Annotated in this window: 24 protein-coding genes and 1 pseudogene; 5 read left to right on the top strand and 20 right to left on the bottom strand. The window is 69.3% G+C overall.

Features of this window, described 5'->3' with window-relative positions; translation table 11 throughout:
- The 8 genes and pseudogenes from C5E07_RS19575 to C5E07_RS17145 all read right to left on the bottom strand — a co-directional run.
- Nucleotides 1-408, bottom strand: a pseudogene (locus C5E07_RS19575) (hypothetical protein); the annotation flags it as partial.
- A gap of 18 nt (nucleotides 409-426) precedes the next feature.
- Nucleotides 427-1,320 (bottom strand): dihydrodipicolinate synthase family protein, encoded by an 894-nt coding sequence (locus C5E07_RS17175; protein WP_258063565.1) that lies wholly within the window; start codon nucleotides 1,318-1,320, stop codon nucleotides 427-429.
- The gene (locus C5E07_RS17170; RefSeq protein ID WP_104301021.1) at nucleotides 1,313-2,032 is read right to left on the bottom strand and encodes an NUDIX domain-containing protein; all 720 of its coding nucleotides are present in this window, start codon (nucleotides 2,030-2,032) and stop codon (nucleotides 1,313-1,315) included. The genes C5E07_RS17175 and C5E07_RS17170 overlap by 8 nt, the downstream gene beginning before the upstream one ends.
- Before the next feature lie 55 nt (nucleotides 2,033-2,087).
- Nucleotides 2,088-2,732, bottom strand: coding sequence for an HAD-IA family hydrolase (locus C5E07_RS17165; RefSeq protein WP_104301019.1), 645 nt, complete (start codon nucleotides 2,730-2,732; stop codon nucleotides 2,088-2,090).
- A gap of 104 nt (nucleotides 2,733-2,836) precedes the next feature.
- Nucleotides 2,837-4,297 (bottom strand): PTS ascorbate transporter subunit IIC, encoded by a 1,461-nt coding sequence (locus tag C5E07_RS17160; RefSeq protein WP_104301017.1) that lies wholly within the window; start codon nucleotides 4,295-4,297, stop codon nucleotides 2,837-2,839.
- 73 nt (nucleotides 4,298-4,370) lie between these two features.
- The gene (locus tag C5E07_RS17155; RefSeq protein WP_104244953.1) at nucleotides 4,371-4,661 is read right to left on the bottom strand and encodes a PTS sugar transporter subunit IIB; all 291 of its coding nucleotides are present in this window, start codon (nucleotides 4,659-4,661) and stop codon (nucleotides 4,371-4,373) included.
- Complete coding sequence (locus C5E07_RS17150) at nucleotides 4,658-5,107, bottom strand: PTS sugar transporter subunit IIA (RefSeq protein ID WP_104301015.1); 450 nt, start codon at nucleotides 5,105-5,107, stop codon at nucleotides 4,658-4,660. The genes C5E07_RS17155 and C5E07_RS17150 overlap by 4 nt, the downstream gene beginning before the upstream one ends.
- A 6-nt stretch (nucleotides 5,108-5,113) precedes the next feature.
- Nucleotides 5,114-5,869, bottom strand: coding sequence for a GntR family transcriptional regulator (locus C5E07_RS17145; RefSeq protein WP_160070625.1), 756 nt, complete (start codon nucleotides 5,867-5,869; stop codon nucleotides 5,114-5,116).
- A gap of 153 nt (nucleotides 5,870-6,022) precedes the next feature.
- Between C5E07_RS17145 and tkt the strand changes: the two genes are divergently transcribed.
- The 3 genes from tkt (at nucleotide 6,023) to C5E07_RS17130 (ending at nucleotide 9,772) form a co-directional block, all read left to right on the top strand.
- Complete coding sequence (tkt, locus tag C5E07_RS17140) at nucleotides 6,023-8,089, top strand: transketolase (RefSeq protein WP_104301011.1); 2,067 nt, start codon at nucleotides 6,023-6,025, stop codon at nucleotides 8,087-8,089.
- Nucleotides 8,090-8,254: 165 nt separating this feature from the next.
- Entirely contained in the window at nucleotides 8,255-8,836 is a 582-nt protein-coding gene (locus tag C5E07_RS17135; protein WP_104301009.1) for a nitroreductase family protein, read from the top strand.
- 156 nt (nucleotides 8,837-8,992) lie between these two features.
- A complete protein-coding gene (locus C5E07_RS17130) occupies nucleotides 8,993-9,772 on the top strand; it encodes an isocitrate lyase/phosphoenolpyruvate mutase family protein (RefSeq protein ID WP_104301027.1) in 780 nt (259 codons plus the stop codon).
- A gap of 113 nt (nucleotides 9,773-9,885) precedes the next feature.
- On the opposite strand, the gene C5E07_RS17125 is transcribed toward C5E07_RS17130, so the two are convergent.
- From C5E07_RS17125 to C5E07_RS17085, 9 genes are all read right to left on the bottom strand, one after another.
- The gene (locus tag C5E07_RS17125; RefSeq protein ID WP_104239755.1) at nucleotides 9,886-10,590 is read right to left on the bottom strand and encodes a GntR family transcriptional regulator; all 705 of its coding nucleotides are present in this window, start codon (nucleotides 10,588-10,590) and stop codon (nucleotides 9,886-9,888) included.
- A 9-nt stretch (nucleotides 10,591-10,599) separates the two neighbouring features.
- Nucleotides 10,600-11,973 (bottom strand): MmgE/PrpD family protein, encoded by a 1,374-nt coding sequence (locus C5E07_RS17120; protein ID WP_104301007.1) that lies wholly within the window; start codon nucleotides 11,971-11,973, stop codon nucleotides 10,600-10,602.
- A 1-nt stretch (nucleotide 11,974) separates the two neighbouring features.
- A complete protein-coding gene (locus C5E07_RS17115; RefSeq protein ID WP_104301005.1) occupies nucleotides 11,975-13,126 on the bottom strand; it encodes a CaiB/BaiF CoA-transferase family protein in 1,152 nt (383 codons plus the stop codon).
- Entirely contained in the window at nucleotides 13,123-13,962 is an 840-nt protein-coding gene (locus C5E07_RS17110; protein WP_104301003.1) for a CoA ester lyase, read from the bottom strand. The genes C5E07_RS17115 and C5E07_RS17110 overlap by 4 nt, the downstream gene beginning before the upstream one ends.
- Entirely contained in the window at nucleotides 13,959-14,489 is a 531-nt protein-coding gene (locus C5E07_RS17105) for a MaoC family dehydratase (protein ID WP_104301001.1), read from the bottom strand. The genes C5E07_RS17110 and C5E07_RS17105 overlap by 4 nt, the downstream gene beginning before the upstream one ends.
- A gap of 8 nt (nucleotides 14,490-14,497) precedes the next feature.
- Nucleotides 14,498-15,943, bottom strand: coding sequence for an aldehyde dehydrogenase family protein (locus C5E07_RS17100; RefSeq protein WP_104300999.1), 1,446 nt, complete (start codon nucleotides 15,941-15,943; stop codon nucleotides 14,498-14,500).
- Between the two features lie 91 nt (nucleotides 15,944-16,034).
- Entirely contained in the window at nucleotides 16,035-17,165 is a 1,131-nt protein-coding gene (locus C5E07_RS17095) for a zinc-binding dehydrogenase (protein ID WP_104300997.1), read from the bottom strand.
- Nucleotides 17,162-17,611 (bottom strand): zinc ribbon domain-containing protein, encoded by a 450-nt coding sequence (locus C5E07_RS17090; protein ID WP_181058139.1) that lies wholly within the window; start codon nucleotides 17,609-17,611, stop codon nucleotides 17,162-17,164. Before C5E07_RS17090 ends, C5E07_RS17095 begins: the two co-directional genes overlap by 4 nt.
- Nucleotides 17,608-18,426, bottom strand: a complete 819-nt coding sequence (locus C5E07_RS17085; RefSeq protein WP_104300995.1) for an N-acyl homoserine lactonase family protein — start codon at nucleotides 18,424-18,426, stop codon at nucleotides 17,608-17,610. The genes C5E07_RS17090 and C5E07_RS17085 overlap by 4 nt, the downstream gene beginning before the upstream one ends.
- 214 nt (nucleotides 18,427-18,640) lie before the next feature.
- Between C5E07_RS17085 and C5E07_RS17080 the strand changes: the two genes are divergently transcribed.
- Complete coding sequence (locus C5E07_RS17080) at nucleotides 18,641-19,807, top strand: acyl-CoA dehydrogenase family protein (protein ID WP_104239746.1); 1,167 nt, start codon at nucleotides 18,641-18,643, stop codon at nucleotides 19,805-19,807.
- Between the two features lie 55 nt (nucleotides 19,808-19,862).
- The gene (locus C5E07_RS17075) at nucleotides 19,863-20,972 is read left to right on the top strand and encodes an alcohol dehydrogenase catalytic domain-containing protein (RefSeq protein ID WP_104300993.1); all 1,110 of its coding nucleotides are present in this window, start codon (nucleotides 19,863-19,865) and stop codon (nucleotides 20,970-20,972) included.
- 922 nt (nucleotides 20,973-21,894) lie between these two features.
- Here the strand turns inward: C5E07_RS17075 and C5E07_RS17070 are convergent.
- The 3 genes from C5E07_RS17070 to C5E07_RS17060 form a co-directional block, all read right to left on the bottom strand.
- Complete coding sequence (locus C5E07_RS17070; protein ID WP_104300991.1) at nucleotides 21,895-23,085, bottom strand: hypothetical protein; 1,191 nt, start codon at nucleotides 23,083-23,085, stop codon at nucleotides 21,895-21,897.
- A gap of 103 nt (nucleotides 23,086-23,188) precedes the next feature.
- Nucleotides 23,189-23,716: a hypothetical protein gene (locus C5E07_RS17065; protein ID WP_104300989.1), complete on the bottom strand. Its 528-nt coding sequence runs from the start codon at nucleotides 23,714-23,716 to the stop codon at nucleotides 23,189-23,191.
- Between the two features lie 235 nt (nucleotides 23,717-23,951).
- A complete protein-coding gene (locus C5E07_RS17060) occupies nucleotides 23,952-26,123 on the bottom strand; it encodes an ATP-dependent Clp protease ATP-binding subunit (RefSeq protein ID WP_104239742.1) in 2,172 nt (723 codons plus the stop codon).
- Between the last annotated feature and the right edge of the window lie 124 nt (nucleotides 26,124-26,247).

Genomic DNA, 26,247 nt, shown 5'->3' with positions numbered 1-26,247 from the left:
CGCGTCGCCCGCACGCGCGTGCAGCTCGGCGTGGAACTCGAGCAGGCCGGCGGATGGCACGACGCTTCGGGCCAGGACGGCGCGCGTTCCGGACGTGAACAGCTGCGGCCCGCCGAGCGTGAGGGCGATCGGCAGCCTGGCTGCTACATCCCGGACGGCATCGACGTCGAGCAGGGGCGGCCCGCCAGGACCACCCTGACCGGAAGCCGCCTCGGTACCCTCCCCTTCGCCCCACGCCTCATCTGGCGACGGACTGCGCACGAGCAACGACAGGTGCGGACGGTTACTCGCCCCGGTGTGCGCGCCCATGCTGGACACGCCCAGCTCCTGCAGCACCCGCCATTCCTCCCGGATCTGCGTCTCGGTGGCGGTGTCGAAAAGCAGCTCGAGGCTGACGATGTCACTCACGGCCCACGCTCCAGCACCTCAGAGAGCGCGGAGTGCGCCGGCGACGGCTCGTTGCCCCGCGGCGTCGAGCTCGTGGACTGGCCGCGGGAGGTTCACGGTCGGCACGAGACCGAGCTGGGCGGCGATGGCGGATGCGACCCGGTAGCTGCCGTGCGCGCGGAACAGCTCCCACAGCGGGTCGAGCCGCGCGGAGAGGCTCATCGCGAGTTCCGCTTCCCCGCCGAGGGCGGCTCGCGTGATGGCGAGGCAGGGCTCGGGCAGGACTCCCGCGAGCACCGAGTACCAGACGTCGCAGCCGCCGAGCAGCCCGGCGGCCGCGTACGGGTCTCCGCTGATGCCGACGGAGATGGGCGAGCCGACCTCGTCGCGGAGGGCGGTGACGCGTGCGCTCACCTGGGCGACGTCGAGGGAGGCCGGCGGGATCTTGATGGATCGCACGAGGTCGAGGCCAGCGATGCGCGCGTGCAGGGCGTCGCTCACGACGATCCCGGTGGTGGTCGGGTTGTCGTAGACGATGATCGGGATGCCCGAGGTGGCCGCAACGTCCTCGTACAGCCCGTACACCTCGTCTTCGGTGAGGGGTTGGTAGGAGACGGGGGCGAGCAGGACCGCCGAGGCCCCTGCGTCCTCCGCGGAGCGCAGGTTCTCGAGCACGTCGCGGGTGCGGAGGGCGCCGATGCCGACGATGACGGGCACGGCGCCAGCGTGCTGGACGGTGAGCTTCGCGACGGCTGCCCGTTCGGCGAGGTCGAGGTAGGCGTAGCTGCCGGTCGAGCCGAGGGCGCTGATGGAGTCGACGCCGGCCGACTGGAGCCGTTCGACGAGCGCCGCATAGCTGCCTGCATCGATGCCCGTCGATGTGACGGGTGTGAGGGGGAAGGCGCTGACGCCCTCGAACAGCGAATCAGACATGAACTGCCCCTTGGGCGTCGGCGTTCGCGGCGGGCCAAGGCAGGTTCAAGGCGGCCCAGTGCAGGAGGAGCACGGTCTTGGCGTCCTGGATCTCACCGCTGGCGACCATGCGAAGCGCCTCATCGAAGTCGAGCGCGACGGATTCGATCTCCTCGCCCTCCTCCTCGACGCCGCCGCCGCCGGTGACCGGGGCACCCGCCGACCAGGGGGCCGCGAAGAAGTGGATGCTCTCGGTCACGGAACCCGGGCTCATGAACAGCTCGAAGACGGGCGTCACCTCGCCGACGACGACGCCGAGCTCCTCCTCGGCTTCACGGCGGATGGCGTCTTCCGGCGAGTCTCCGTCGAGGAGGCCGGCCGCGGTCTCGAGCAGCATGCCGTCGGGGTGCCCGTTGACGTAGACGGGGTAGCGGAACTGCCGGCCGAGCAGCACTTTCCGGCTCTCGAGGTCGTACAGGAGGATCGTGGCGCCGTTGCCGCGGTCGTAGGTCTCGCGCTGCTGCGTCGCCCACTCGCCGTCGCGTCCGCGGTAGCGGAACGTGGTGCGCCGCAGCACGTGCCACCCGTCGGAGGTGACCTCGACGTTCTCGATCTCGACGTTCGGGTTGCGGGTCAGCTCGCGACCGGCCCGGTCGAGGCCGGTGCGGCCACGACTGTCGGGCACGTCGACGCCGAGGTGACCGTGGGTGAGTGCGTGCTCGTGAGACGACATGGCCTAACGATGCTTCATGCGCCCAGCGAGAGCAAGACGGGCGGCGTGGGAACTTCTAGAGCGCGTCCACGATCGTCAGGCGGCCATCCTCGTAGCTCAGCGCGCGGAGGTCGAGAACGTGAGCGTCGACGACAGCATCTTCGAGGTGGTCGCCGACGCCGATGATGAACCCGACTCCCGCGGCTCGAGCCGCTTCCACGCCCGCTGGGGCATCCTCGAGCGCGACGCAGTCGGCCGGGTCGAGCCCGAGCAGCTCGGCTCCTCGCCGGTAGGGTTCGGCGTCCGGCTTGCCCTTCGTGACGCTCTCGGCGGTCACGAGCGCGGCCGGGACGCGGTGGCCGGCTGCGAGCAGTCTCGCCTCCGCGAGGGCTCGGGTACCGGAGGTGACGACGGCGAAGCTGGCGTCGGGGATGCTCGTCGTGAGGTCGATGGAGCCGGGGATGGCGAGCGTCGCATCCGCTCCCGCGATCTCCGCGGCTTCGAGGGCGGCGAGGGCCCCGGCGAAGGAGTCCGGCGACACCAGCTGCGCAACGGTGTCCGCGGCGCGCACGCCGTGCTCGACCTGCGTGCGGAAGTCGTAGCCGGGCGCGTGGGTCTCAGCCCACGCGTCCCAGGCGACCGCGGCGGCTTCGAGCGAGTCGACGAGGACGCCGTCGCAGTCGAACAGGAACCCGGCGACGGGGTGGACGGTGGAGGTCATCTGTGCCCTTTCGAGAGCTGGAGGAAGCATGGTGCGGTGCAGGCGGCGACGCGAACAGGGCGGGAACGTGTGTTCCCGCCCTGCTCGGCGTGTGTTCCGCTGCCTTAGCGGCGGGAGCCTGAACCCGTCGAGGTGGACGCTCCGGCCGAGGCTGTGCTCGAACCGAGCTGCGCCGACTCGTCGATGTCTGCGACCTCGGCGCGCAGCTTCGCGCGGTCGCGGCGACCGAGCACGAGGGTGAGCGTGTAGAGGATGGCGAGTGCGACGAAGAGACCCACGACGATGGCGATCTGGCCGCCGGCGATGGAGAGGCCGCCGAGCAGCAGACCGAAGACCCCGTAGTCGGCGTCCGAGAACGTCGAGTTCGCGAGGCCGACCTCGCCGAGCACCGGCAGCAGGAGCAGCGGCAGGAATGAGATCGCGATACCGTTCGCGAAAGCGCCGAGCACTGCGCCACGGCGTCCGCCAGCAGCGTTGCCGATGACACCGGATGCCGCGCCGGTCATGAAGTGCGCGACGACGCCCGGGACGATGATCGTCGTTCCCATGCCGACCATGGCGAGCATCGCGACGATGCCGCCGACGAAGCTCGAGAGGAAGCCGATGAGCACGGCGTTCGGTGCGAAGGTGAAGACGATCGGCACGTCGAGCGCCGGCTTCGCGTTCTTGACGAGCTTCTCGGAGATGCCCTTGAAGGCGGGGACGATCTCGGCCAGCACGACGCGGACACCGGCGAGGATGATGAACACGCCCGCCGAGAACGTCGCGGCCTGCAGGAGCAGGAAGACGATGAAGTTCTGGCCGTCGGACAGCTCGGTCTCGATGTAGTCGGCGCCCGCGAAGAGGCCGACGATGACGTAGATGATCGCCATCGAGATGGCGACGATGACCGTGGTGTCGCGGAGGAAGCCGAGGCCCTTCGGGAAGTTCAGGTCCTCCGTGGACTTGGAGGTTCCCTTGCCGCGGGTCGCGAGGGCCACGAGGCCGCTCAGCGCGATGCCGGTGCCTCCCGTGTGGCCGAGGGCGACGTCGTCGGTGCCGGTGACCTTGCGCATGAACGGCTGCACGAGCGCCGGCGACACGACCATGTAGATGCCCTGGGCGATCGAGCCCCAGAGGATGACGGCCCACGGCTCGAATCCGGCCGCGCCGAAGATGACGGCGAACATCGCCGCGATGTAGAACGCCACGTGACCCGAGAGGTAGACGTACTTGAAGCGTGTCGTCGCGGCGAGGAAGATGTTGACGACCATGCCGAAGAAGAAGATGAGCGCGGCCGCGGCACCGTAGTCGAGCAGCACCTGCGCGACGATGGCCTCGTTGTTGGGCACGACGCCCTGCACGTCGAAAGCGGCCTGGAACATCACGCCGAACGGGTCGAGGGACCCGACGACGACGCCGGCGCCGGCCGCGAGCACGAGGAAGCCGACGAGCGTGCGGACCGTGCCCTTCAGCACGTCGCTGAAGCCCTTGCCCTGGACCGCGAGCCCGATCAGGGCGATGAGCGCGACGATGACGGCCGGCTGGGTGAAGATGTCCAAGAAGACATCGAGTACTGCATCCATCGGATGCTGTCCTTTCGATGGAGCCGAAGACGCGGGACCGCGCTCCGGAAAGTGGGGAGAAGGAGGGGACCGGCTACGCGGTCGCGATGCCGTTGCGGCTGAGTGCTTCGCCGACCTTGGCGCGCAGCTCGTTCAGGTCGATGATGCTGTCGAGGGCGACGACGTCGCCGAGGTCCTGGGCTGCTTCCGCGATGTCGCGTCCGACGAAGATGGTGTCGGCGTCACCGCGGCTCACGGAGCCGAGGTCGGCGTGGTCGACGGTCACGTCGGTGACGCCGAGCTCCTTGAGGACCTTCTCGATGTTGAGGTGGACCATGAAGCTGCTGCCGAGGCCCGAGCTGCAGACTGCGAGGAATTTCGTCATTGATGTTCTCCTGCGTTCAGGACCGCCATGACTTCGGCGGTCGTTGTCGCAGCGAGCAGGGAGTTGCGGGCTGCGTCGTCGGTGAGGAGCTCTCCGAGCTTGGCCATGGTGGCGAGGTGACTCGATGAGTCGGTCGCCGCGAGGCAGAAGAAGAGCGTTATGGGATGCGCGGGTTCGTCGTTGAGCAGCACGGCGGGGCGAACCCAGAGGGCCGAGAGGCCCGTGTCGAGTACGCCGTGCTCGGGGCGCGAGTGCGCCAGGGCGATGCCGTAGCCGAGGTCGATGTAGGTGCCGCCTGCCGCGATGGACGCGAGCATCGCATCCACGTACTGCCGTGTGATCGCGCCCGACTCGAGGAGGGGTTCGCTGACGAGTTCGATCGCGTCGCGCCACCCTTCGACGTGGTCGGCGAAGCGGATGTTCTCGGGGCTCAGATGGTCGATCATGTTCGGTCAGTCCTCCTGTGAAGGTGCGCCGCTCGAGCGCAGGCTCAGTGAGATCTCGCTGTTCTCCGGCGTATGCCAGGCTGTGCCTTCTGCAACGGCCCTGCCGTCGGCGTCGAACACGGTCGAGGAGATCCCGAGGAGCCGCATCCCGACGGGGATGTCGAGGTTGAGGGCGATCTCGGGAGTCGCCTCCTCGACGGTGACGACGAGGTCGTTGCGGTGCAGGGTCACGCCGTAGCGCTCGTTCAGGTACGCGTAGAGGGACGCCTCGGAGAAGTCGGCGGTCTGCGCGTCGGGGAAGCGCTCGTAGGGCAGGTATGTGACGACGTACTGGTGCAGCTGGTCGTTCACGTAGCGCAGGCGGACGAGTTCGACGACGGTTGCGGCGAAGTCGATGCCGAGGAGCTTCGCGATGCTCTCGGAGGCCGGCGCGAGGCCTTGCCGGAGCACACGCGTCTTGACGGTGTGACCTGCGGAGGTCTGCTGACGGTGGAAGCCGGTGACCTCGTCGGCGAATCGCTCGGGATAGTGGACGCCGGCCTGCGGTTCGGAGACGAAGGTCCCTCGTCCGTGCTCTCGCGTGAGCCTGCCGTCCTGGACGAGCCCGTCGACGGCGTGCCGGAGCGTGATGCGGCTCACCTCGAACTCGGCGCACAGTGTCGGCTCGGCCGGGAGCCGTTCGCCGATCTCCATCGTCGATACCCGCTCGAGCAGGCTCTTGCGCACCGCCAGGTACTTGCTGGTGCCGGCGTTTGCCTCCATGATCGCCTCCTCGCGCTCATCCGTGCCAACTGCATTCGTTATGTCGTCATGATGACACGAAGCTCGACCGAGCGCAACGCCGAACAGCGACCCCTGATTTTCCGGGTATCTCATGGCTTGCTTCCCAAGTCATTATGACGACATAATCACTCCATGACACTCATCACGGAGCCCTCCCCCGACGCGACCCTCGACAACGACCTCGACGCCGATGTCGTCATCGCCGCGCGACTGCTCTCGCTCGACGCCGTCGAGCAGGCGAAATCCGGCCACCCGGGCGCAGCGATCGCGCTCGCACCGCTTGCGACGCTGCTCTTCCAGAAGCACATCCGCCACGATCCCCGCGACCCCGAGTGGGCCGGGCGCGACCGCTTCGTCCTCTCCTGCGGACACGCCAGCATCCTCCTCTACACGCAGCTGCACCTGACCGGCTACGACGTCACGCTCGACGACATCCGCGCGTTCCGCACCCTCGACTCCCGCACCCCGGGACACCCCGAATACGGGCACACGGCAGGCGTCGAGACGACCACGGGACCGCTCGGCCAGGGCCTCGGCACGGCCGTCGGCATGGCCATGGGGTTCGCGCACGAGCGCGCGCTCTTCGACGCCGATGCGGACGCTGGCGAGTCGATCTTCGACCGCCGCGTCTGGGTACTGGCCTCCGATGGCGACCTGCAGGAGGGCATCTCGTACGAGGCCGGCGCACTCGCCGGCCGCCTCGGCCTCGACAACCTCACCGTGGTCTACGACGACAACGACATCCAGATCGAGGGCGACACCCGCCTGACGAGCAGCGAACGAACCGCCGATCGCTTCCGCGCCCAGGGGTGGCACGTCGAGGAGGTCGAGCTCCGGGCCGACGGCGAGGTCGACACCGCCGCAGTGGATGCGCGCCTCAGCACCCCCGGCCCCACCGGGAAGCCGCGCCTCGTGATCGTGAAGTCGCAGATCGCGTTCCCCTCCCCCGGTGCCGTCGGCACCGCGGCCTCGCACGGCGCACCGCTGGGTGCCGTCGAGGCATCCGCTCTCCGGGAGGTGCTCGGTGTCACGACGGGGCCGTTCGAGATCGCCGACGATGTCCTGCGCACCGCGAGGAAGGCCGTCGACCGCGGCGCCGAGCTGCACGCGCGCTGGGATGACGACGCCGCAGCGTGGCGGGCAGGCAGGCCGGAGCTTGCCGCCGCGCACGCAGCCTTCGCCTCCCGCGACCTGCCCACCGAGCTGGACAGCCTGCTGCCCTCGTTCGAGGCCGGCACGAGCGTGTCCACTCGAGACGCGTCCGGAGCCGCCATCCAGGCCCTCGCCGCTGCGACTCCTTCGCTCTGGGGCGGCTCGGCGGACCTCGCGGAGCCGAACCGCACGGCCATCCACGACGGTGGCTCGTTCCTTCCGGCGTCCACCGAGCTCGGCTCCTACGCCGGCCGCAACATCCACTGGGGAGTCAGGGAGCACGCGATGGCCGCCGCCATGAACGGCATCGCCCTCTCCGGAGGCTGGCGCGTCTTCGCCGGCACGTTCCTCGTCTTCAGCGACTACCAGCGCCCCTCCATCCGCCTGGCCTCGCTCATGGGGGTGCCGGTGACCTACGTGTGGTCCCACGACTCGGTCGCACTCGGCCAGGACGGGCCGACGCATCAGCCCATCGAGCACCTCGCGAGCCTGCGCGCCATCCCCGGCTTCACGGTCGTGCGTCCCGCGGACGCGAACGAGACCGTGGCCGCCTGGAGCGCAATTGTTCACAGCGAACGGCCGAGCGGGCTCGTGCTCGGTCGCCAGGGGGTGCCGGTCCTCGACCTGCCGGCCGACGCGGTCCGCGCGGGTGTCCCCCGCGGCGGGTACGTCGTCTCGGATGTCGAGTCGCCCGCAGCAATCGTCATCGCGACGGGCAGCGAGGTGGCACTCGCGCTCGAGGCCGCGGAGCGTCTCGCCGCCGATGGCGTGCTCGTCAGGGTCGTCTCCATGCCGAGCCGCGAGTGGTTCGCGGCCCAGGACGCCGACTACTGCGAGGCCGTCATCCCGAGCGAGCTCACGGCCCGCGTGGTCGTCGAGGCTGCGACCTCGTTCGGCTGGCACGACCTCGCCGGCGTGCACGGCGAGATCGTCGGCATCGACGAGTTCGGCCTCTCGGCGCCCGCTGACCAGGCGCTTGCAGCCCGAGGCATGACCACCGAGCGAGTCGTCGAGGCGGTGCGGGCGACGATCAGCCGCTCTGCGTGAGGCTCCCCGCGTTGCACCGACGAGCCCCGTCGGTGCAACGCGGCGTCATGTAACCCGGCGGTCCCAGGTCGCAGGAATAGCTTGCAGGTACAAGCGGTTGTTGACCTTCGGGTGGCAACGACCACGCCCCAGAGACCCCGCGCATCGCGCATCGAACGGAGACCCATGACCGAGCAGCTGACCGTCCGCAACGAGACCTCCGTCCCCATCCTCGATGCCCTCTCCGACCGCTGGAGCCCCCGCGGCTTCGACGCGAACCACGCCATCGCGGACGAGGACCTCACGGCCATCTTCGAGGCGGGACGCTGGGCTCCGTCGGCGAGCAACACGCAGCCCACGACGCTCGTCGCCGGAGTCCGCGGCACGGCGACGTTCGACAAGATCTACGGCACGCTCATGGAGTTCAACCTCGCCTGGGCCGACCGGGCCTCCGTGCTCATCGCGGTCACCGTCGAGCACGAACGCGACGGCAAGCCCCTGCGCTGGGCCGAATACGACGCCGGCCAGGTCGCCGCACACCTCTCGATCGAGGCGCAGTCGCGCGGCCTCCACACGCACCAGCTGGGTGGCATCCACGTGGATGCCCTCGCCGAGGCCCTCGAGCTGCCTGCGGGCCGCACCCCGATCACGGTCATCGCCGTCGGCCAGCACGACGACTCCGACGCCGTGAGCGAGGAGATCCGTGCCCGCGACAGCTCGCCCCGCTCGCGCCGCGAGCTCAGCGACTTCGCCCAGATCGAGCGCTGAGCGCGACGGATCGCAGCGGGCGCCGCCGCATCCCGGCTCGCCCCAGCCGCGTGGCGTATACACGTTGACGGCGGAAGTCCCCACCGCCGGTTCCGGGCACCGAGCCCCGACACCGCAGGACCCCACTTCATGACAGCAGGAGCAGAGGACAGCACGATGACACATGTCAGCACCGCCGACCGCGCCAACCGTTTGGCCGAACTTCACCAGGCCCCGGAGATCCTCCGAGTCGTGAACGTGTGGGACGCGATCAGCGCCCAGACGGTCGCGGCCCTCCCAGAGACCCAGGCCATCGCGACCGCGGGCCACTCGATCGCGGCCTCCTACGGCTACCCGGACGGCGGCATGTCGCTCGACGTCGCCCTCGCTGGGGCGAAGGTCATCGTGGATGCGGTGGACCTGCCCGTCACGGCAGACCTCGACGACGGCTACGACGACCCGGCGGAGACCATCCGTCGCGCGATCGGCCTCGGCATCGTCGGCGCGAACGTCGAGGACCGCCTGCGGCCGTTCGACGAGTCCGTCGCCCGCGTCGCCGCGATCATCCGCGCCGCTGAAACCGAGGGCGTCAACTTCCAGCTCAACGCCCGCACCGACGCCATCGCGCGCGGCGGCGAGCGCCCCATCTCGGAGAGCATCGACGACGCCATCGCGCGCGGTCGCGCGTTCCTCGACGCGGGTGCGTCCCTCGTCTTCGTCCCCGGCGCGGTCACGCGCGAGACGGTGGAGCCGCTCGTGGAGGGCCTCGGCGCCGGCAAGCTGTCCGTCATCGGACTCCCCGGCGCGCTCACCGCCGCCGAGTTCCAGGAGCTGGGCGTCGCCCGCGTCTCCTACGGACCGCTCACGCAGCGGGTCGCCCTGCGCGCGCTGCGCGACCTCGCCATCGACCTGTACGGCAACGGGGTCATCCCGACCGACACCCCGGCACTCAACTAGGCACGAGCATCCACGCCCCCGAGCGGGGCGAGATGCAGAGCGGACTTGTGGTCGTCAACCCTCACGGTTGACGACCACAAGTCCGCTTTCGGCGTCTGGGGGCGGGGGGGGGATCAGGTTTCGGGGAGAGAAGCCGAGGCCGTCGCCGACCTGAAGTGCGCGGCCAGCAGCTCCCCGGAGTGGATGATGTGCTCGCTCGCGGCATGCCTCGCCGCCTCCGCGTCCCTGGCCTTGATGGCGTCGATGATCTGCGTGTGGTCCGCACGGGTCGCCTCGGGCCACCCCTCGATCTGCGCGTAGAAGTTGCGGGGCACGTACTTCGAGAAGAGGGCGACGAGCCAGCGGAGCCTCGGAGCATCCACGATGTGGTTGAGCAGGTGGTGGAACTCGTTGTTGCGGGCCTCGAGCGCTTCGACGTCCCCGCGCACGGCCGCGGCGAGCAGCTCGTAGTGCAGGGCCTCGAGCACGCGCAGCTGCTCATCGGAGATGCTGCGCGCGGCACGCGCGGCGAGCTCTCCGGCCACGTTGGCGTGCACGAGGAAGACGTCTTCGATGTCCGCAGCCGTGATCGGGTGCACGCGGAACCCCTGGCCGCGCACGCCGTCGACGAAGCCCTCCACGCGGAGCGACTGCAGCGCCTCGCGAACCGGAGTCGCCGACACCTTCAGCCGCTGCGCGATCTCGTCGATCTGCAGGGATTCCCCGGGCAGGAGCACCCCGGAGATGATGCGCTCTCGGAGGTACTCGGCCGCGAACGAGCGCATGCTGCCGTAGCGACGGGCTGCGTCTTCGAGGCGTTCGTCGGGTGGGAGCGGCACGGGGACATCTTACTGAGCGGGCAATTCGGGCCGCGGCATGGCTTCCATGAGCTCCGCGACGGATGCGGTGCGGTCGCGTTCCACGAGCGCCCAGAGCGCGTTCGCGCACGTCACGCCGACGAGCCCCCTCGCCTTGGCGTGCAGGTCCTGTCGGGATGCGCGTGCGCCGGGCGAGCCGCGGTAGGCGCTCGTCGAAGCCTCGTGCACGGTGCCGTCCGTGAAGGTGACCCGCACTTCGGCGGTCCAGTCTGCCGGGAACGCCGCTTCGACCGCAGGCGAGGTCACACATCTCACCTTCCTCATGAGCGGGAGCAGCTCGCCCGCGAGATCCGCCGCCCGGTCGAACTGGTCGACGGTCGCGGTGCCCGTGGTGAGCGCGAGCGCTGCGCCGAACGGCATGTTGAACTGCGCATCCACGGCCGACTCGACGCGCAGCTTCGCGTCTGCTGGCACGCTGACGAGGCGCGCGCCCGCTTCGATGACGGCCACCTCGACGTCGTCGACGTCGTCCGCGGACAGGCCTGGCCGCTGCGAGGCGACGTCGAGGAGCAGGTCGATATTGCCGTGCATGTAGCGGCAGCAGGGGTAGAGCTTGATGCTCGTCCGCCAGGCGTATTCGCCTGGCGTGATGGTGCGCACACGATCGGGGTGGAAGCCGTCGCCGTAGTTCGCGAGGAACCCGTCGCGCCCTTCGAGGGCCGCGGCCGGCGCGACGAAGCCGACGGCGGCGAGCCGGGTCGCGCGGATTCCGACGGCCGCGGCGTGACCCGCGTTGAGGCGCTTCGTCCAGGCGCCGTCGGAGAGGAACTCGAGCGAGCCCGCCGCGAGGTTCGAGGCGAGGCCGATGGCGTCGACCGTCTGCGACTCGTCGAAGCCCAGGAGGCGGGAGACGGCTGCGGCGGCTCCGATGGCGCCTGCGACTCCGGTCGGGTGGAAGCCGCGGCCGTAGCTCTCGGCGGCTCCGAGGACGACCCCGATGTCGCACATCACGTCGTACCCGACGACCGCGGCATCGAGGAGGGCACCGTAGCTCGCCCCGTGCTCTTCCGCCGCGGCGAAGAGGGCCGGGAACAGCACAACGGCGGGATGCAGTGACGCTTCCTCGAAGGTGTCGTCGAGCTCCAACCCGTGGGCGGTGATGCCGTTGACGAGCGCCGCATCCTCAGCGGACAGCCTGATCGCAGCCCCGAACACGGACGACGGCGCGACGTCCGTGGCGAGCCCTGCGTAGGCGTCGCGTGCAGCTCGGGCCGACTCGCGTCCGCTGCCTCCGAGCGTCACGGCGAGGGCGTCGAAGAGCAGCGCGCGCATCCACGCGGAGCGCTCCCCGCCGAGGTCAACGGGGCCGAGGGCATGCTGCGCGTAGCTGCGGGCGAGTGACATGTCAGTTCCGTTCTTCGGTGGCGGCGAATTCGTGCCGGATGCGTTCGGTGTGCTCGCCCGTGTCGGGCACTGGCTTCATCGCCGGCCGGTAGGAGCCTGCTGTCACGGGGGGAAGGAGCGAGCGGGCTGACCCCCCTGGGGTCTCGACCTCGACCCACCTGTCTCGCTCCGCGAGCTGCGGATGCGCGGAGAACTCCGCCATCGTCCGCATGCGCGCGTTGGCGATCGCCAGGGAGTCGAGGCGTCTGATCACCTCATCGCTCGGGGTCTCGGCGATCGCCGCTCCGATGAGCTCGCTGAGCACGTCCCGGTTCGCGACCCGATGCTCGTTGAGGCTGAACCTCGGGTCGTCGGCGAGCTCCGCCGCCCCCAGGACGTCGCGGCAGAAGCCCGCGAACTCCGTCTCGTTCTGGATGCCGATGAACACGGTCCCGTCGGAGGCTTCGAACGGGCCGTACGGGGCGATGGTGGCGTGGGATGCACCGTGCCGCTGGGGCGGGCGGCCGCCGTACTCGGCGAACAGGTAGGGCTGCTGCATCCATTCGCCGAGCGCCTCGAGCATGGAGACCTCGATGCGGTCGCCGACGCCGGTCCGTCCGCGCTGGATGAGCGCTGCGAGCACGCCCGAGTACACGTACATGCCCGCCGCGATGTCGGCGACGGAGGCCCCGACCTTCGACGGCTGCTCCGGGGTGCCGGTCACCGAGAGGAGGCCGGCTTCGCACTGCACGAGGAGGTCGTAGGCCTTCTTGCGCGTGTAGCTGCCACCCGTGCCGTATCCGGAGATCTCGGCGTAGATGAGTCGGGGGTTGCCTGCCGCGAGTGCGTCGTAGCCGAGGCCGAGGCGGTCGAGCGCGCCTGGTGCGAGGTTCTGCACGACGACGTCGGCGGTCGCGGCGATGCTGCGGAACAGCTCGGCGTCCGCCTCGTCCTTGAGGTCGAGCACAACCGATTCCTTGCCGCGGTTGAGCCAGGCGAAGAAGCTCGATGTGCCGTGCACGGTGGAGTCGTAGCGGCGCGCGAAGTCGCCACCTGCACGCTCGATCTTGATGACGCGGGCGCCGAGGTCGGCGAGCTGTCGCGTCGCGAAGGGGGCGGCGACCGCCTGCTCGACGCTGAGCACGGTGATGCCGTCGAGCGGCCTGCCGTTCATGATGCTTCCCCGAGCGCGGCGAGCAGGCGCCGCGCTCGCCGCAGCACGGGCGCGTCGACCATGGCCCCGTCGACCTGCGCGGCGCCGGAGCCCGCGCCCACCACGCGGCGGGCCCAGTCGATCTGGGCGTCGGTCGGCCGGAACGCCGAGGCGATGGCGGGCAGCTGGGCGGGGTGGATGGCGAGCATGCCGCCGAAGCCGAGAGCGACGGCGTGCGTGGCGGCGGACTCGACGGCCGCGAGGTCGCGGATGCTGGCGCTCGGGGATTCGACTGGGGCTGGTGCCCCGGTGAGGCGCGAGACGAGGACCAGCTCGACGCGTGCCGCATCGAGCAGCGAGTCCGCGTCGCCGCCCGCATCGACCGCGAAGTCGAGCGCCCCGAAGGCGAGGCGCACGTCGAGCTCGGGCTCACCCGGGCCCCGGGTGACGAGCGTCTCCGCCACGCGAAGGCCGCGCACGGTCTCGACGAGCGCGAGGAGCGGCGCGCCACCCGAGGCGTCGCTCACCTGCCGGAGGTAGGCCCGCGACTCGGCCTTCGGCACGGCGACGCCAGCGAGGGCGCCGGGCGACCTGGCGGACACGTCCTCCAGCAGCGCGAGGTCGGGCGCGCTGTCGCCCGTGTCCGCCGGGTTGACCCGCACGAGCACACGACCGGGTGCGGCCGTGGCAAGCAGATCGCGGATGGCGGTCCGCGCCCGTTCCCGGTTGTCGGCCGCGACCGCATCCTCGAGGTCGAGGATCACCAGGTTGGCCCCGGAATCCAGCGCCTTCGAGAAGCGGTCGGGCCGATCTCCCGGGACGAAGAGCAGCGTCTGCGCTGCCGCGAGGGCGCTCATCGCTCGACCGCGTCTGGCAGCGACGACTCGTCGGGGCGTGGCGTCGGGGAGACGGGCAGGAACCCGCGTCTCGAGACCATGAACGTGCGTCGGAAGCTGATGACGACGACGCCCTCCTGGTTGTACCCCTCGGTCGCGACCTCGACGATGCCGACCGAGGGGCGCGAGCGCGACTCCCGGAGCGAGAGCACCTTGGAACGCGACGAGATCGTGTCTCCCACGAAGACCGGATGCGGGAGCCGGACCTCGTCCCAGCCGAGGTTCGCGAAGACGTTCATGGACAGATCGATCGTCGACTGCCCGGTGACGAGGGAGAGCGTGAAGCAGGAGTTCACGAGGATGCGCCGGAACTCGGTGCTCGCCGTGAGGCGCGCGTCGACGTGCACCTTCGCGACGTTCTGCGTCATGAGGGTCGACGTCATGTTGTCGTCCTCGGTGACGGTCTTGGAGAACGGGTGGTAGTAGAGGTCTCCCGGGGTGAAGTCCTCGAAGACCCGCCCCGTCCACCCTTCGACGATCTGCGTCATGATGCTCCCTACAGTTTGACGATGACGGTCTTGGTCTCGGTGTACGCGTCGAGCGACTCGACGCCCTTCTCTCTGCCGTAGCCGGACTTCTTGAAGCCGCCGAACGGGTACTCGACGCCGCCGCCCGCCCCGTAGGCGTTGACGTATACCTGCCCGGCCTCGACGCGCGCGGCGAGGCGGTGTGCCCTGGAGATGTCGCGGGTCCAGATCGCCGCCATGAGCGCGTAGTCGGTTCCGTTGGCGATGCGGACCGCCTCGTCCTCGTCGGCGAAGGTCGTGGCGACCAGCACGGGGCCGAAGACCTCCTTCTGCGCGATCTCGGAGCTCGGGTCGACGTCGGCGATGAGCGTCGGGGCGAAGAAGGCGCCGGCCCCGTGCCCGTCTGGCACGTGCCCGCCGGTGATGACGCGGCCGTCGGCGCCGTCGACGAGGCCGCGTACCCGGTCCTGCTGCTTGACGGACACGAGCGGGCCGAGGTCGCGGTCGTCGGAGCCCGGGCCGATGGTCACCCGCTCGAAGGAGGTCTTCAGCTTCGCGAGAAGCTCGTCGGCGACATCCTCGTGGACGATGAGTCGTGAGCCCGCCGAGCAGGTCTGACCCGCGTTCTGCAGGATGCCCTTCGTGATGAACATCGTCGCCTCATCGAGGTCGGCGTCGGGGAACACGACGTGGGGGCTCTTTCCCCCGAGCTCGAGCACCGCCGGGATCACGTTCTGCGCGGCCGCGGTCGCGATCGACGTACCGACCGCAGTCGAGCCGACGAAGCCGATGTGGTCGATGCCCGGATGCTCGGCGAGCGCGGCACCGACCTCGACGCCGATGCCGGTGACGATGTTCAGCACCCCGGCGGGGATGCCGACCTCGACCGCGAGCTCCGCGATGCGCACCGCGGTGCGGGGCGTCTCGTCGGCCGGCTTCAGCACCACGGTGTTGCCCGTGGCCAGGGCGGGCGCGACGGCCCGGCCGAAGAGCTGCATGGGGTAGTTCCAGGCGATGACGCTGCCGCAGACGCCGAGCGCCTCCCGCCGCGTGTACACGTGGAACGCCGGATCGACGGGCAAGGACAGGCCGTAGTAGGAGTCGATGGCCCTGCCGTAGAAGGTGAAGTACCGAGCAGCGACCGTCGCATCCGTTCGCGCCTGGGTGAGCGGCTTGCCCGTGTCCTGCGATTCGAGCAGTGTGAGCTCCTCGCGGTTCGCGATGATGGCCGCCGCAAGCGCCTGCAGCAGATCGGCACGCACCTCCGGCTTGGTGGCGGCCCATCCGGGTTGCGCGGCCCGTGCGGCTGCGACCGCGGCATCCACGTGGGAGGCATCGCATCGCGCGGTGAGGCCGAGCACCTCCCCCGTCGCCGGGTCGATGTTCTCGTAGCTGCGCTCGGAAGCCACGCGCTCGCCGCCGATGTAGGCCGTCGTCGTGGCAGCTCCCGACGCGGTGTGCACTGATTGGGACATGTCTCTCCTGGAATCTCTGCTGGCCTGGAAGCTCTGCTGGCCAAAAATCTCTGCTGGTCGTCGGCGGATGTCGACGTGGTGTCGCCGGTGATCAGTCGTCGATGACGATGCCGGCGCGGGTCACCTGCCGCGCCTCTGCGGCGGCGAGGGCCTCTGGCACCTGATCGAGGGTGTAGTCGGCGTCCACGAGCGACTCCCACGGGAACTGCGGCGTCGCCTCGATGAAGCCCACGGCCTTGCCGAGCACCTCGAGCGGGTAGCGGATGGCGGCGCGGATCTGCACCCCGGTCCGGGTGAAGAGGCCAGGGTCGAAGTCCGTGAACTTGTTCGGAGAGATGTTGCCGATCTCGACGACGATGCCGCCGGATCTCGCCGACCGCACCGACTCCGAGAACGCGGACGGCACGCCCGTGAGGTCGATCACGACGTCACCGCCCCCGCCCGTCGCGTCGCGGACGAGCTGCACGCGTGCCGCGCCGTCAGCGGCCTGCGAGAGATCGATCGTGTGGTGGGCGCCGAAGTCCTTGACCTTCTCGAGGCGACTCGGCGTCATCTCCGCCACGTAGACCTCCGCCCCCAGCACCGAGGCGACGGCGGACGCGCAGACACCGAGCCCGCCGGCGCCGAAGATGACGACCTTGTCCCCGTAGGAGACCTCCCCGAGGAGGCAGCCGTAGTAGACCTGCGACAGGGCGCAGTTGGCGGAGGAGGCAGCCTTCGAGGTGACGCCGTCCGGCACCTTGTAGACGGCCTGGTTCGGGCCCACCGCATAGTGCGTGCCGAACGTGCCGAAGAAGTGCGGGGCCTCGTCGGCCTGCTTCGACCATCCCGTGTAGGCGTTGCGGCAGATGTTGCCGTGCCCGTTGTTGCACTCGGGACAGCGGCGGCATGCCTGGAAGTACGTGGCCACGACTCGGTCTCCCACGGCGAGCGGCTCCCCCGCGAAGTCGGTCGTGACGCCGTCTCCGAGGGCGGCGACTCGGCCGACGCCCTCGTGTCCCATGACGCAGCCGGGTCGAACCAGCGGGTGGCTGCCGTGCAGGATGTGCACATCGGAGCCGCACACGTTCGCGCGGATCATGGACAGCACGACCCCGCCCGGCACGGGGGAGGGCACCTCGTAGGACCGGGATGCGGTGCGGTCGATGTCGTCGAGGATCGTCGTCGTGCCGTGCGCCTGCTGCGCGTCGGTCTGGGCGTGCGTGGAAGCTGTCGCAGTCATGCTCCGGCCCCTCTCCTGGTGGTTGTGTTCGCCGTCGAGGCTTGCGATTCCGTTGCGCGAGCCGCGGAGGCCGTCGCGGAGGCGACCGATGCGCCGATGTCGTCGCCCGCACGCAGCGGGCGCCCCTGGAAGATCCCCTCGTGGGCGAGGATCGGGCGCCGATCACCGGCGAGCTCCGGGTACTTGGCCTCGAGCTTCTCGCGCTTCTCGATCTTGGAGCGCCAGTGGGCGACCGCTTCGGGGCGGCCGCGATCGATGCCCTGCCAGCTGTGCGGCATCTCGGCGCGGCTGGGTCCTGCGTCGGCGGCGCCCCCGATCCGCACCGCGGAGGGGACACGGCTGGTCGAGGTCCCGCATCCGGGGCAGGCGGGGTTGTCGGCAAGCATCGACTCGATGCCAGCCTCGAAGCGATGGCCTTCCTGGCAGCGGAAGTCGTAGAGGATCATGAGTAGAACCCGTTCGGCGCGAAGGTGAGCTCCTTCTTCTGCTCTTCGTCGTGGCCGAAAATCACCTGGGCGTCGGTCTCCTGGGCGATGCGGCGGAGCTTCTCGACCGACTCGAGCCACGCGAGGTTGTTCCACACGATGGCTGCGCCAACTGCGGGCGGCCCCCAGGAGTCGGCGAGGTAGACGGCGTCGGAGGTGAAGATCTTCGTGCCGTCGTTGGGCAGGTCGACCTTGAGCGACATGGTTCCCCACGTGTGGCCCGGCGTCTGGATGACGCTGACGCCCGGCAGGATCTCGTCGTCACCGGCGATGCCGCCGATGTTGAGGCCCTTGAAGTCGTCGGGGATGTGCGCGCCCTGGTTGTACCCGGTGATGGTGGCGACTCCGTCGAGCTCTGCCTGGCTCGTGACGATGCGGGTCTTGCCGTTGTCGAACATCCTGGCGTTGGCGGCGTGGTCGAAGTGCAGGTGCGAGAGCACGAGGATGTCGATGTCGTCCGGGGTGAGCTCGAGCTGCTTGAGGCTGGAGTCGAGGTAGCCGGCGTCTGCCTGCGGGTCGTCGATGACGGGGAAGAACTCGTCGAAGCCGGTCGGGGCCCAGTGCTCAGCCCAGTTGCGTGGGACGCCGGTGTCCCACAGGATGCGCCCGTCCGGGTGGTCGATGAGCACGGCGTGCGTCGGCACCTGACCCCATGCGCGTTCGTCGTGGCGGTGGTCGCGGGTCTTGATGACCCTGCCTGGCTTGAGCAGCAGCCAGGTGAGGTCGGCTTCCATGGTTCCTGACTCCAGGATGTGGAGCTTGATGTCGTTCGTCACTTGCCATCTCCTTTGATTGGCCCAGCGGGGGAAGGCGCTCGGGCTCTAGGTGGCGAGCGTGAGGAGCGCTTCACGATTACCGTAAGCGAATATATTCAAGGGGTCAATACCTTGTAGCCCGCTCTCAGCCTTGCTATGTTGGCGAACATCCTAAAAATATTTGACGGCCCGTCGCCCTGTCGCGAGTGCCGCCCCTGATCGAAGGAGAGCCGCTGTGACAAGCCGGACTGCCAGCGACGACAGAACAGCCTTACGTGCGCGCACTGAAGCGGTCTGCGACGAATTCGACGACACCTACTGGCGTGAGACCGACCGCGAGCGCCGCTATCCGCAGGAATTCGTGGACGCCATGGGAGCTGCCGGCCTCCTCTCGGTCATGATCCCCCGCGAGTACGGCGGTGGCGGCTACGGCATCGACGCCGCCACGGGAGTCATGGAGGCGATCAACCGCTCCGGAGGACACTCCGCCGCCTGCCACGCGCAGATGTACACGATGGCCGCACTGCTGCGGCACGGCACCGACGCGCAGAAGGACCGCTACCTCCCCGGCATCGCGGACGGCAGCATCCGCCTCCAGGCGTTCTCGATCACCGAGGACGCCGGCTCGGACACCCTCGCCATCACGACCACCGCGACGCCCGACGGCGACAGCTATGTGATCGACGGCCACAAGACCTGGACGAGCCGGTTCGAGGAGTCCGACCTCGCACTCGTGCTCACGCGCACCTCCGAGACCCCGAAGGGAACCACGGACGGCCTCACGCTGTTCCTGCTCGACCTTCGCGAGATCCGTGCACAGCAGCCGGACGCCCTGCTCGTCACCCCGGTGCGCACCATGTTCAACTACGCCACCAACCAGGTCACCTACCGAAGCGTCCGCGTGCCCGCCGACGCGGTCATCGGACGAGTCGGCAACGGCTTCCGGCACGTGCTCGACGGCTGGAACGCCGAACGCATCCTGCTCGCCTCCGAAGCCATCGGCGACGGCTACTGGTTCATCGAGCGCGCCGTCTCCTACGCCAAGTCCCGCCACGTGTTCGGACGCGCCATCGGCACCAACCAGGGCGTCCAGTTCCCCATCGCCGACGCCTACATGAAGGTTCGCGCGGCCGAGCTCATGCGGGACGAGGCGACCGCACGCTTCGATGCGGGTGAGCCCGCCGGCGCGGAGGCGAACATGGCGAAGCTGCTCAGCTCCGAAGCGTCCTGGGCGGCCGCCAACATGTGCCTCGACACGCACGGCGGCTACGGATTCGTCGACGAATACGACGTCGAACGCAAGTTCCGGGAGACTCGGATGTTCTCCGTCGCACCCATCAACAACAACCTGGTCCGCAGCTTCGTCGCCACGAAGGTGCTCGGGCTGCCGAAATCGTACTGAACCGAGCCCACCCCGGGCCGCAGCATCCACCGCATGTATCGACGAAGGAGTCAGCATGAACATCCAGGGAGCAGTCCTCGAGGAGATCGGCCTGCCGCGGCCGTACTCGGAGTCGAAGCCGTTGAAGGTCGTCGAGCTGGAACTCGACGATCCGGGACCCGACGAGGTCCTGATCCGCATCAGGGCGGCAGGGCTCTGCCACTCCGACCTGTCCGTCGTCGACGGGAACCGGGTACGGCCGACGCCCATGCTGCTCGGCCATGAGGCTTCGGGGATCGTGGAGAAGGTGGGTTCGAACGTCACCGACCTCGAGATCGGCGAGCAGGTGACGACGGTCTTCCTCCCCCGCTGCGGTGAGTGCGACAACTGCAAGACCGACGGGAAGCTGCCGTGCACCCCCGGCAGCGTCGCCAACAACGCCGGCTACCTGGTCGGCGAGCACTTCCGGCTGCACCGCGACGGGAAGGACATCTTCCACCACGTCGGCGTCTCCGGATTCGCGACGCACGCGGTGCTCAACCGCCAGTCGGTGGTGCCCATCGGGCACGACGTGCCGCCGGAGATCGCCGCCGTGCTCGGCTGCGCGGTGCTCACCGGTGGCGGCGCCGTCATCAACGCGGGCAAGCCGCAGGACGGCGACACCGTGATGATCGTCGGCCTGGGCGGCGTCGGGATGGCGGCCCTCCTCACGGCCGTCTCGCTGAAGAAGGGCAAGGTCATCGGCGTGGACGCGAACCCCGAGAAGCTCACCCGAGCCCTGGAGCTTGGCGCGAGCGAGGTCTACACGCCAGCGGAACTCGCCGAGAACGGCGTGAAGGCCCCCATCGTCATCGAAGCGGCTGGCCATCCGCGCGCCTTCGAGACCGCAGTCGCCGCTACCGGCGTCGGCGGCACCACGGTCACGGTCGGCCTGCCCTCACCGGACGCACGCTCGTCGATCGCTCCGCTCGGGCTCACCGGGGAGGCCCGGACCATCGTGGGCTCCTACCTGGGATCGGCAGTCCCGGCTCGCGACATTCCCGTCTACGCGCAACTCTGGCGCGACGGGAAGCTGCCCGTCGAGGAGCTCATCTCGGGACGCATCCGGCTGTCGGAGATCAACGATTCCCTCGACAAGCTCGCCGACGGGCAGGCCGTGCGACAGGTCATCATCTTCGACGAGTAGACCGATCGCCGCCTGGCTCCGACCGGGGCGAGCCCCAGAGCTGACTTGTGGTCGTCAACCCTCAAGGTTGACGACCACAACTCAGCCCTCGACTTCCGGGCCACCTCGCACCTCGCGCCCCGCGCCTCGCACTCCACGCCTCGCGCCTCGCGCCTCGGGCCGGACCTCGGACAGCACGCTGCCCTCCAGCACCCACGGAATCCGCGCGACCCCAACCCGGATGCCGCAGGCCCCCGCGAAACGCAGAGCTGACTTATGGTCGTCAACCCTCAAGGTTGACGACCACAACTCAGCCCTCGACTTCCGGGCCACCTCGCGCCTCGCACTCCGCGCCTCGCACTCCACGCCTCGGGCCTCGGGCCTCGGGCCTCGGGCCTCGGGCCTTGGACTTTGGACTTTGGACTTTGGACTTTGGACAGCACGCTGCGCTCCAGCACCTACGGCATCCGCGCGACCCCAACCCGGATGCCGCAGGCCCCCGCGAAACGCAGAGCTGACTTATGGTCGTCAACCCTCAAGGTTGACGACCACAACTCAGCTCTCGACTTCCGGGCCACCTCGCACCTCGCGCCCCGCGCCTCGCACTCCACACCTCGCACCTCGCGCCTAGGGCCTCGGACCTCGGGCCTCGGGCCTTGGGCCTTGGGCCTTGGACTTTGGACTTTGGACTTTGGACAGCACGCTGCGCTCCAGCACCTACGGCATCCGCGCGACCCCAACCCGGATGCCGCAGGCCCCCGCGAACCGCAGAGCTGACTTGTGGTCGTCAACCCTCAAGGTTGACCACCACAACTCAGCTCTCGGCGTTCAGGGGGACGCGAGCGCCGGGTGCCGGGCGGCGGGCGGCGGGCGGCGGGCGGTGGCCCGAGGAGTTACGCGTCACTCGGACGCGGGCCCGGACGGCGGACCGCGGGGTTACGCGTCACTCGGACCCGGGCGCAGGCGCGGGCTGGAGAGCCTCCGCGGCGGCCACGAGGTCGGGGTGCCCCGCGAGCCCACGGACCCCGTGCATCGAGTACGTCGCCATCATGATCGCGACCGGCACGTGATCGCCGACGAGCATCAAGGGCTCCGCCCCCTCGAACTGCAGCACCAGCGACCGCTCGCGCAACGACGGGTAGCTCGCGACGACCCCCGAGTACCAGAACGACAGCCACCGCCCGCCCGCGAAGCAGATCAGTCGCTGGTTCGAGACCAGGACCCTCGCCGTCTGCCACTCTCGCCACTGCTCCGCGGCTTCTCGCTCAGCGCTCGACCGGGCGGATGCGTTGCCGAGCGCATTCACGGCAAGCCCGGCCGCGACGAAGGCCGGGCTGCCGAAGAAGAAGCCGGAGGTGGTGGAGTAGCTGACGTCTCGCCCGTAGTAGCGGGCGTAGGTCGCTGGCGCATCCTGGAAGAACACCTCGTCAGGTGAAGCGCGGAAGTCCCACACTTCGACGGTCTGCGGGATGCGCTGCTCGAGCAGCTCATCCCGGAAGCGAAGCGCAGCCGTGAGCCGGTCGTGGGAGTAACGCTGCGCGTCGAGCCGCTCGCGCTCTCGGCTCGTGTACTTGCCGCGGCGGTGCCTGCTCTCGCGTCGATTCACGGCGGCCCCTCGGAGCGCCGCGCGGCCAAGGCCCAAGAGGAGGAGGACAGCGAAGAGCATGCATGCCCAGAAGAGCAGCGAGAGGCCGAGTCCTGTGAAGGAGCGGCCGACCTCGTCGCCCGATGACTGAGCACCCTCGAACCCGGAGAGCACCGGGGAGACGATGGCCGCGATGAGCACGAACACGGCCCCGAGGACGAGCAGCGGCACGAGCCAGCGCCCTCGCCGCTTCCATCGCTCGGCCTCACCACCCTCACCGTGCTTCCGCGCTGCCCAGCGTCGTTCGACGGCGCGCAGGAGGTCGACTCGGACGACGTACGTCGACAGGATCACCAGGGCGAGCAGCGCGGCGGGCAGGAGCAGGAAGTAGGCGAGCGTGGCGAAGCTGAACGCGAGCTCGTCCGCCGATTGCGCTGCGTGGAGCCGTTCGAGCGACTGGGGTGCAGCACCGAGCCCGAACGCGACCAGGGCGACGAGCAGCCCGAACCAGATGAAGCGGCCTACCTGTGAGCCCCGTTTCGTCGTCATGACGCCAACGTACGACGATCCACCGACGTTCGGCCAGGTCAGTCCTCCCCCGCCAGGCCGCAGAAGCGAACGCACCGGCCGAGTGCGGGATCGAGGACGAGGGTCAGGCGGTGACGCCCACCTCGCCGGTCGCGGTCGCATCGGCGACGGCGCGCCTGCTGGCGCGGGCACCGAGGGTACCGCGGAACCACAGCGCGCCCGCGACCGCGAGGCAGACGAGGAAGGCGCCGAGTGCACTCACGACGGGCACGAGCGCCTCGCTCGGTCCTGCCACGAACGGCATGAAGGCGACGACGAAGAACACGACGACGGCGATGGCCGGTGAGAAGAGCAGCGGCAGCGTCCAGGTCGCGAAGAGCGGTGTCTCGCGCAGTGCGATCCACCCGAACGTGGTGCCGACGGCGTACACGGCGTAGGCGATGAGACCGACGATGAACGCGAGGAGCACAAGCGGCACGAGCGTGCCGAGGAAGAACTGGTAGGCGTCGCGCCCGAACAGCACCATGACGTCGTCGCTCGCGACGGGCGTGGACGTGAGCCGTCGCAGCGAGAGGGCGATGACGCCGACGATGCCGAGCACGGCGACGACGGGCGCGGCGATGAGTGGCAGTATCCAGCGCAGGTGCTCCATGCCGCTCAAGATAAGCGCGGTTGCGGATGCGCGCGGCGAGCGACGCGCCCGAGTTACCCACCAGAGACCTGCAGACTCCGTCTCCCTGCTGCCTCACTCGGCGCTCACCCGGGCGCAAGAGTGAGCCAGATGCAGGCTCCAGCGAACTGGAACCTGCATCTGGCTCACACTTCTGTCATCGGCGCCGGCACCGGCACTGACGCTGACGTCGCTGCAGACGCCAGCGCCCGGCGCCCTACTCGATGGCCGCGGAGTGCGGCGTGGTGGACTGCACGTTGAGGGACTCGCCGTCGCTCGCCACGACGACGGAGATCGTGTCGCCGTCGCGGACCGTGCCCGCAAGGAGTGCCCTCGCGAGGCGGTCGTCGATCTCGCGCTGCATGAGCCGACGCAGCGGCCTGGCCCCGTAGATGGGGTCGTAACCTCGCTCGGCGAGCCAGGCCCTGGCGTCGTCGTCGACCTTGATCGTGAGGCGACGCTCGCCGAGCCTGCGCTGCAGCCGCTCGATGTAGAGCGCCACGATCTGCGCCAGCTCATCCTGCGAGAGGGCGCTGAACACGACGATGTCGTCGAGTCGGTTCACGAACTCCGGCTTGAACGAGTGCCGGACGGCCGCCATGACGCTCTCCTCCCGATCCTCGGGGGTGAGGAGCGGGTCGATGAGGTACTGCGAGCCGAGGTTCGAGGTGAGGATCAGGATGACGTTGCGGAAGTCGACCGTGCGTCCCTGGCCGTCGGTGAGGCGCCCGTCGTCGAGCACCTGCAGGAGGATGTCGAAGACCTCGGGATGCGCCTTCTCGACCTCGTCGAACAGCACGACCGAGTAGGGCCTGCGCCTGACGGCCTCGGTGAGCTGCCCGCCCTGCTCGTAGCCGACGTACCCGGGAGGGGCGCCGACGAGCCGGGCGACGGAGTGCTTCTCCCCGTACTCGGACATGTCGATGCGGATCATGGCCTTCTCGTCGTCGAAGAGCAGCTCGGCGAGCGCTCGCGCGAGCTCCGTCTTCCCGACTCCGGTGGGGCCCAGGAAGAGGAAGGAGCCCGTGGGGCGGTCGGGGTCTGCGATGCCCGCGCGCGTGCGGCGGATCGCATCCGCGACCGTCGCCACGGCCTTCTCCTGACCGACGAGTCGCTTGCCGAGTTCGGCCTCGAGGTGGAGGAGCTTCTCCATCTCGCCCTGCAGCAGCCTGCCGACGGGGATGCCGGTCCACGCGGCCACTACCCCCGCGATGTCCTCGGCGGTGACGTGGTCGTTGACGAGCTTTGGCCCGCCGCCTTCCGTGGCCTCAGCTTCGTGCAGCTGCTTCTGGATGCCGGGGAGCTCCCCGTAGAGCAGCCGGGAGGCGAGCTCGAGGTTGCCCTCGCGCTGCGCACGGTCGGCGCGCACGCGGATGTTGTCGAGCTCCTCGCGGAGCTCGCCGATGCGGTTGAGGGATGCCCGCTCGATGCTCCAGCGCTCCTTCAGCTCGCCGAGGCGCGCGTTCTTCGTGTCGAGGTCGGCACGGAGCGTGGCGAGGCGCTGCCGCGAGGCGTCGTCGTGCTCCTTCTTGAGCGCGAGCTCCTCGAGGCGGAGACGGTCGACCTGTCGCTGGAGGGTGTCGACCTCCACCGGCGAGGAGTCGATCTCCATCCGCAGGCGCGAGGCCGCCTCGTCGATGAGGTCGATCGCCTTGTCTGGCAGCTTCCGGCCCGTGATGTAGCGGTTCGAGAGCGCGGCTGCGGCGACGAGCGCCTGGTCGGCGATCGACACCTTGTGGTGCGCTTCGTACCGCTCCTTCAGGCCGCGGAGGATCGCGATCGAGTCCTCGACGCTCGGCTCGCCGACGAACACCTGCTGGAAGCGTCGCTCGAGCGCCGCATCCGATTCGATGAACTGGCGGTACTCGTCGAGTGTCGTCGCGCCGATGAGGCGCAGCTCGCCACGAGCGAGCATGGGCTTCAGCATGTTCGCTGCCGAGATGCTCGACTCTCCGCCGCCAGCACCCATGAGGGTGTGGAGCTCGTCGATGAACGTGATGATGCGCCCGTCGGATTCGGTGATCTCCTTGAGGACGGCCTTGAGCCGCTCCTCGAAGTCGCCGCGGTACTTGGCGCCCGCGATGAGCGCCGACATGTCGAGGCTGACGAGCTCCTTGTCCTTGAGGGATTCGGCGACGTCGCCGGCGACGATGCGCTGAGCGAGGCCCTCGACGACCGAGGTCTTCCCGACGCCGGGTTCGCCGATGAGCACTGGGTTGTTCTTGGTGCGCCGGGTCAGCACCTGGCTGACGCGTCGGATCTCGGAGTCGCGGCCGATGACCGGGTCGAGCTTGCCCGAGCGGGCGATGTCGGTGAGGTTGATTCCGTACTGTTCGAGTGCGCTCTTGGCCTCTTCGTCTGGTGCCTGAGCGCCTTGCATGTTTGCCATGGGGCTCCTTCGTCAAAGTTGCTTCCGACCCCGGTGGATCAAGAGTTGAGTCGGTATGGCTCAAGTTTAGATTCCGAGACGGAATAGCACCACCCAAAGCTGGGTGGCTCAGCCAACTCCCAGC

This window comes from Pseudoclavibacter sp. RFBJ3 (assembly GCF_002931375.1).
Classification (GTDB): Bacteria; Actinomycetota; Actinomycetes; order Actinomycetales; family Microbacteriaceae; genus Pseudoclavibacter.
This window is presented reverse-complemented; position numbering and strand designations above follow the sequence as displayed.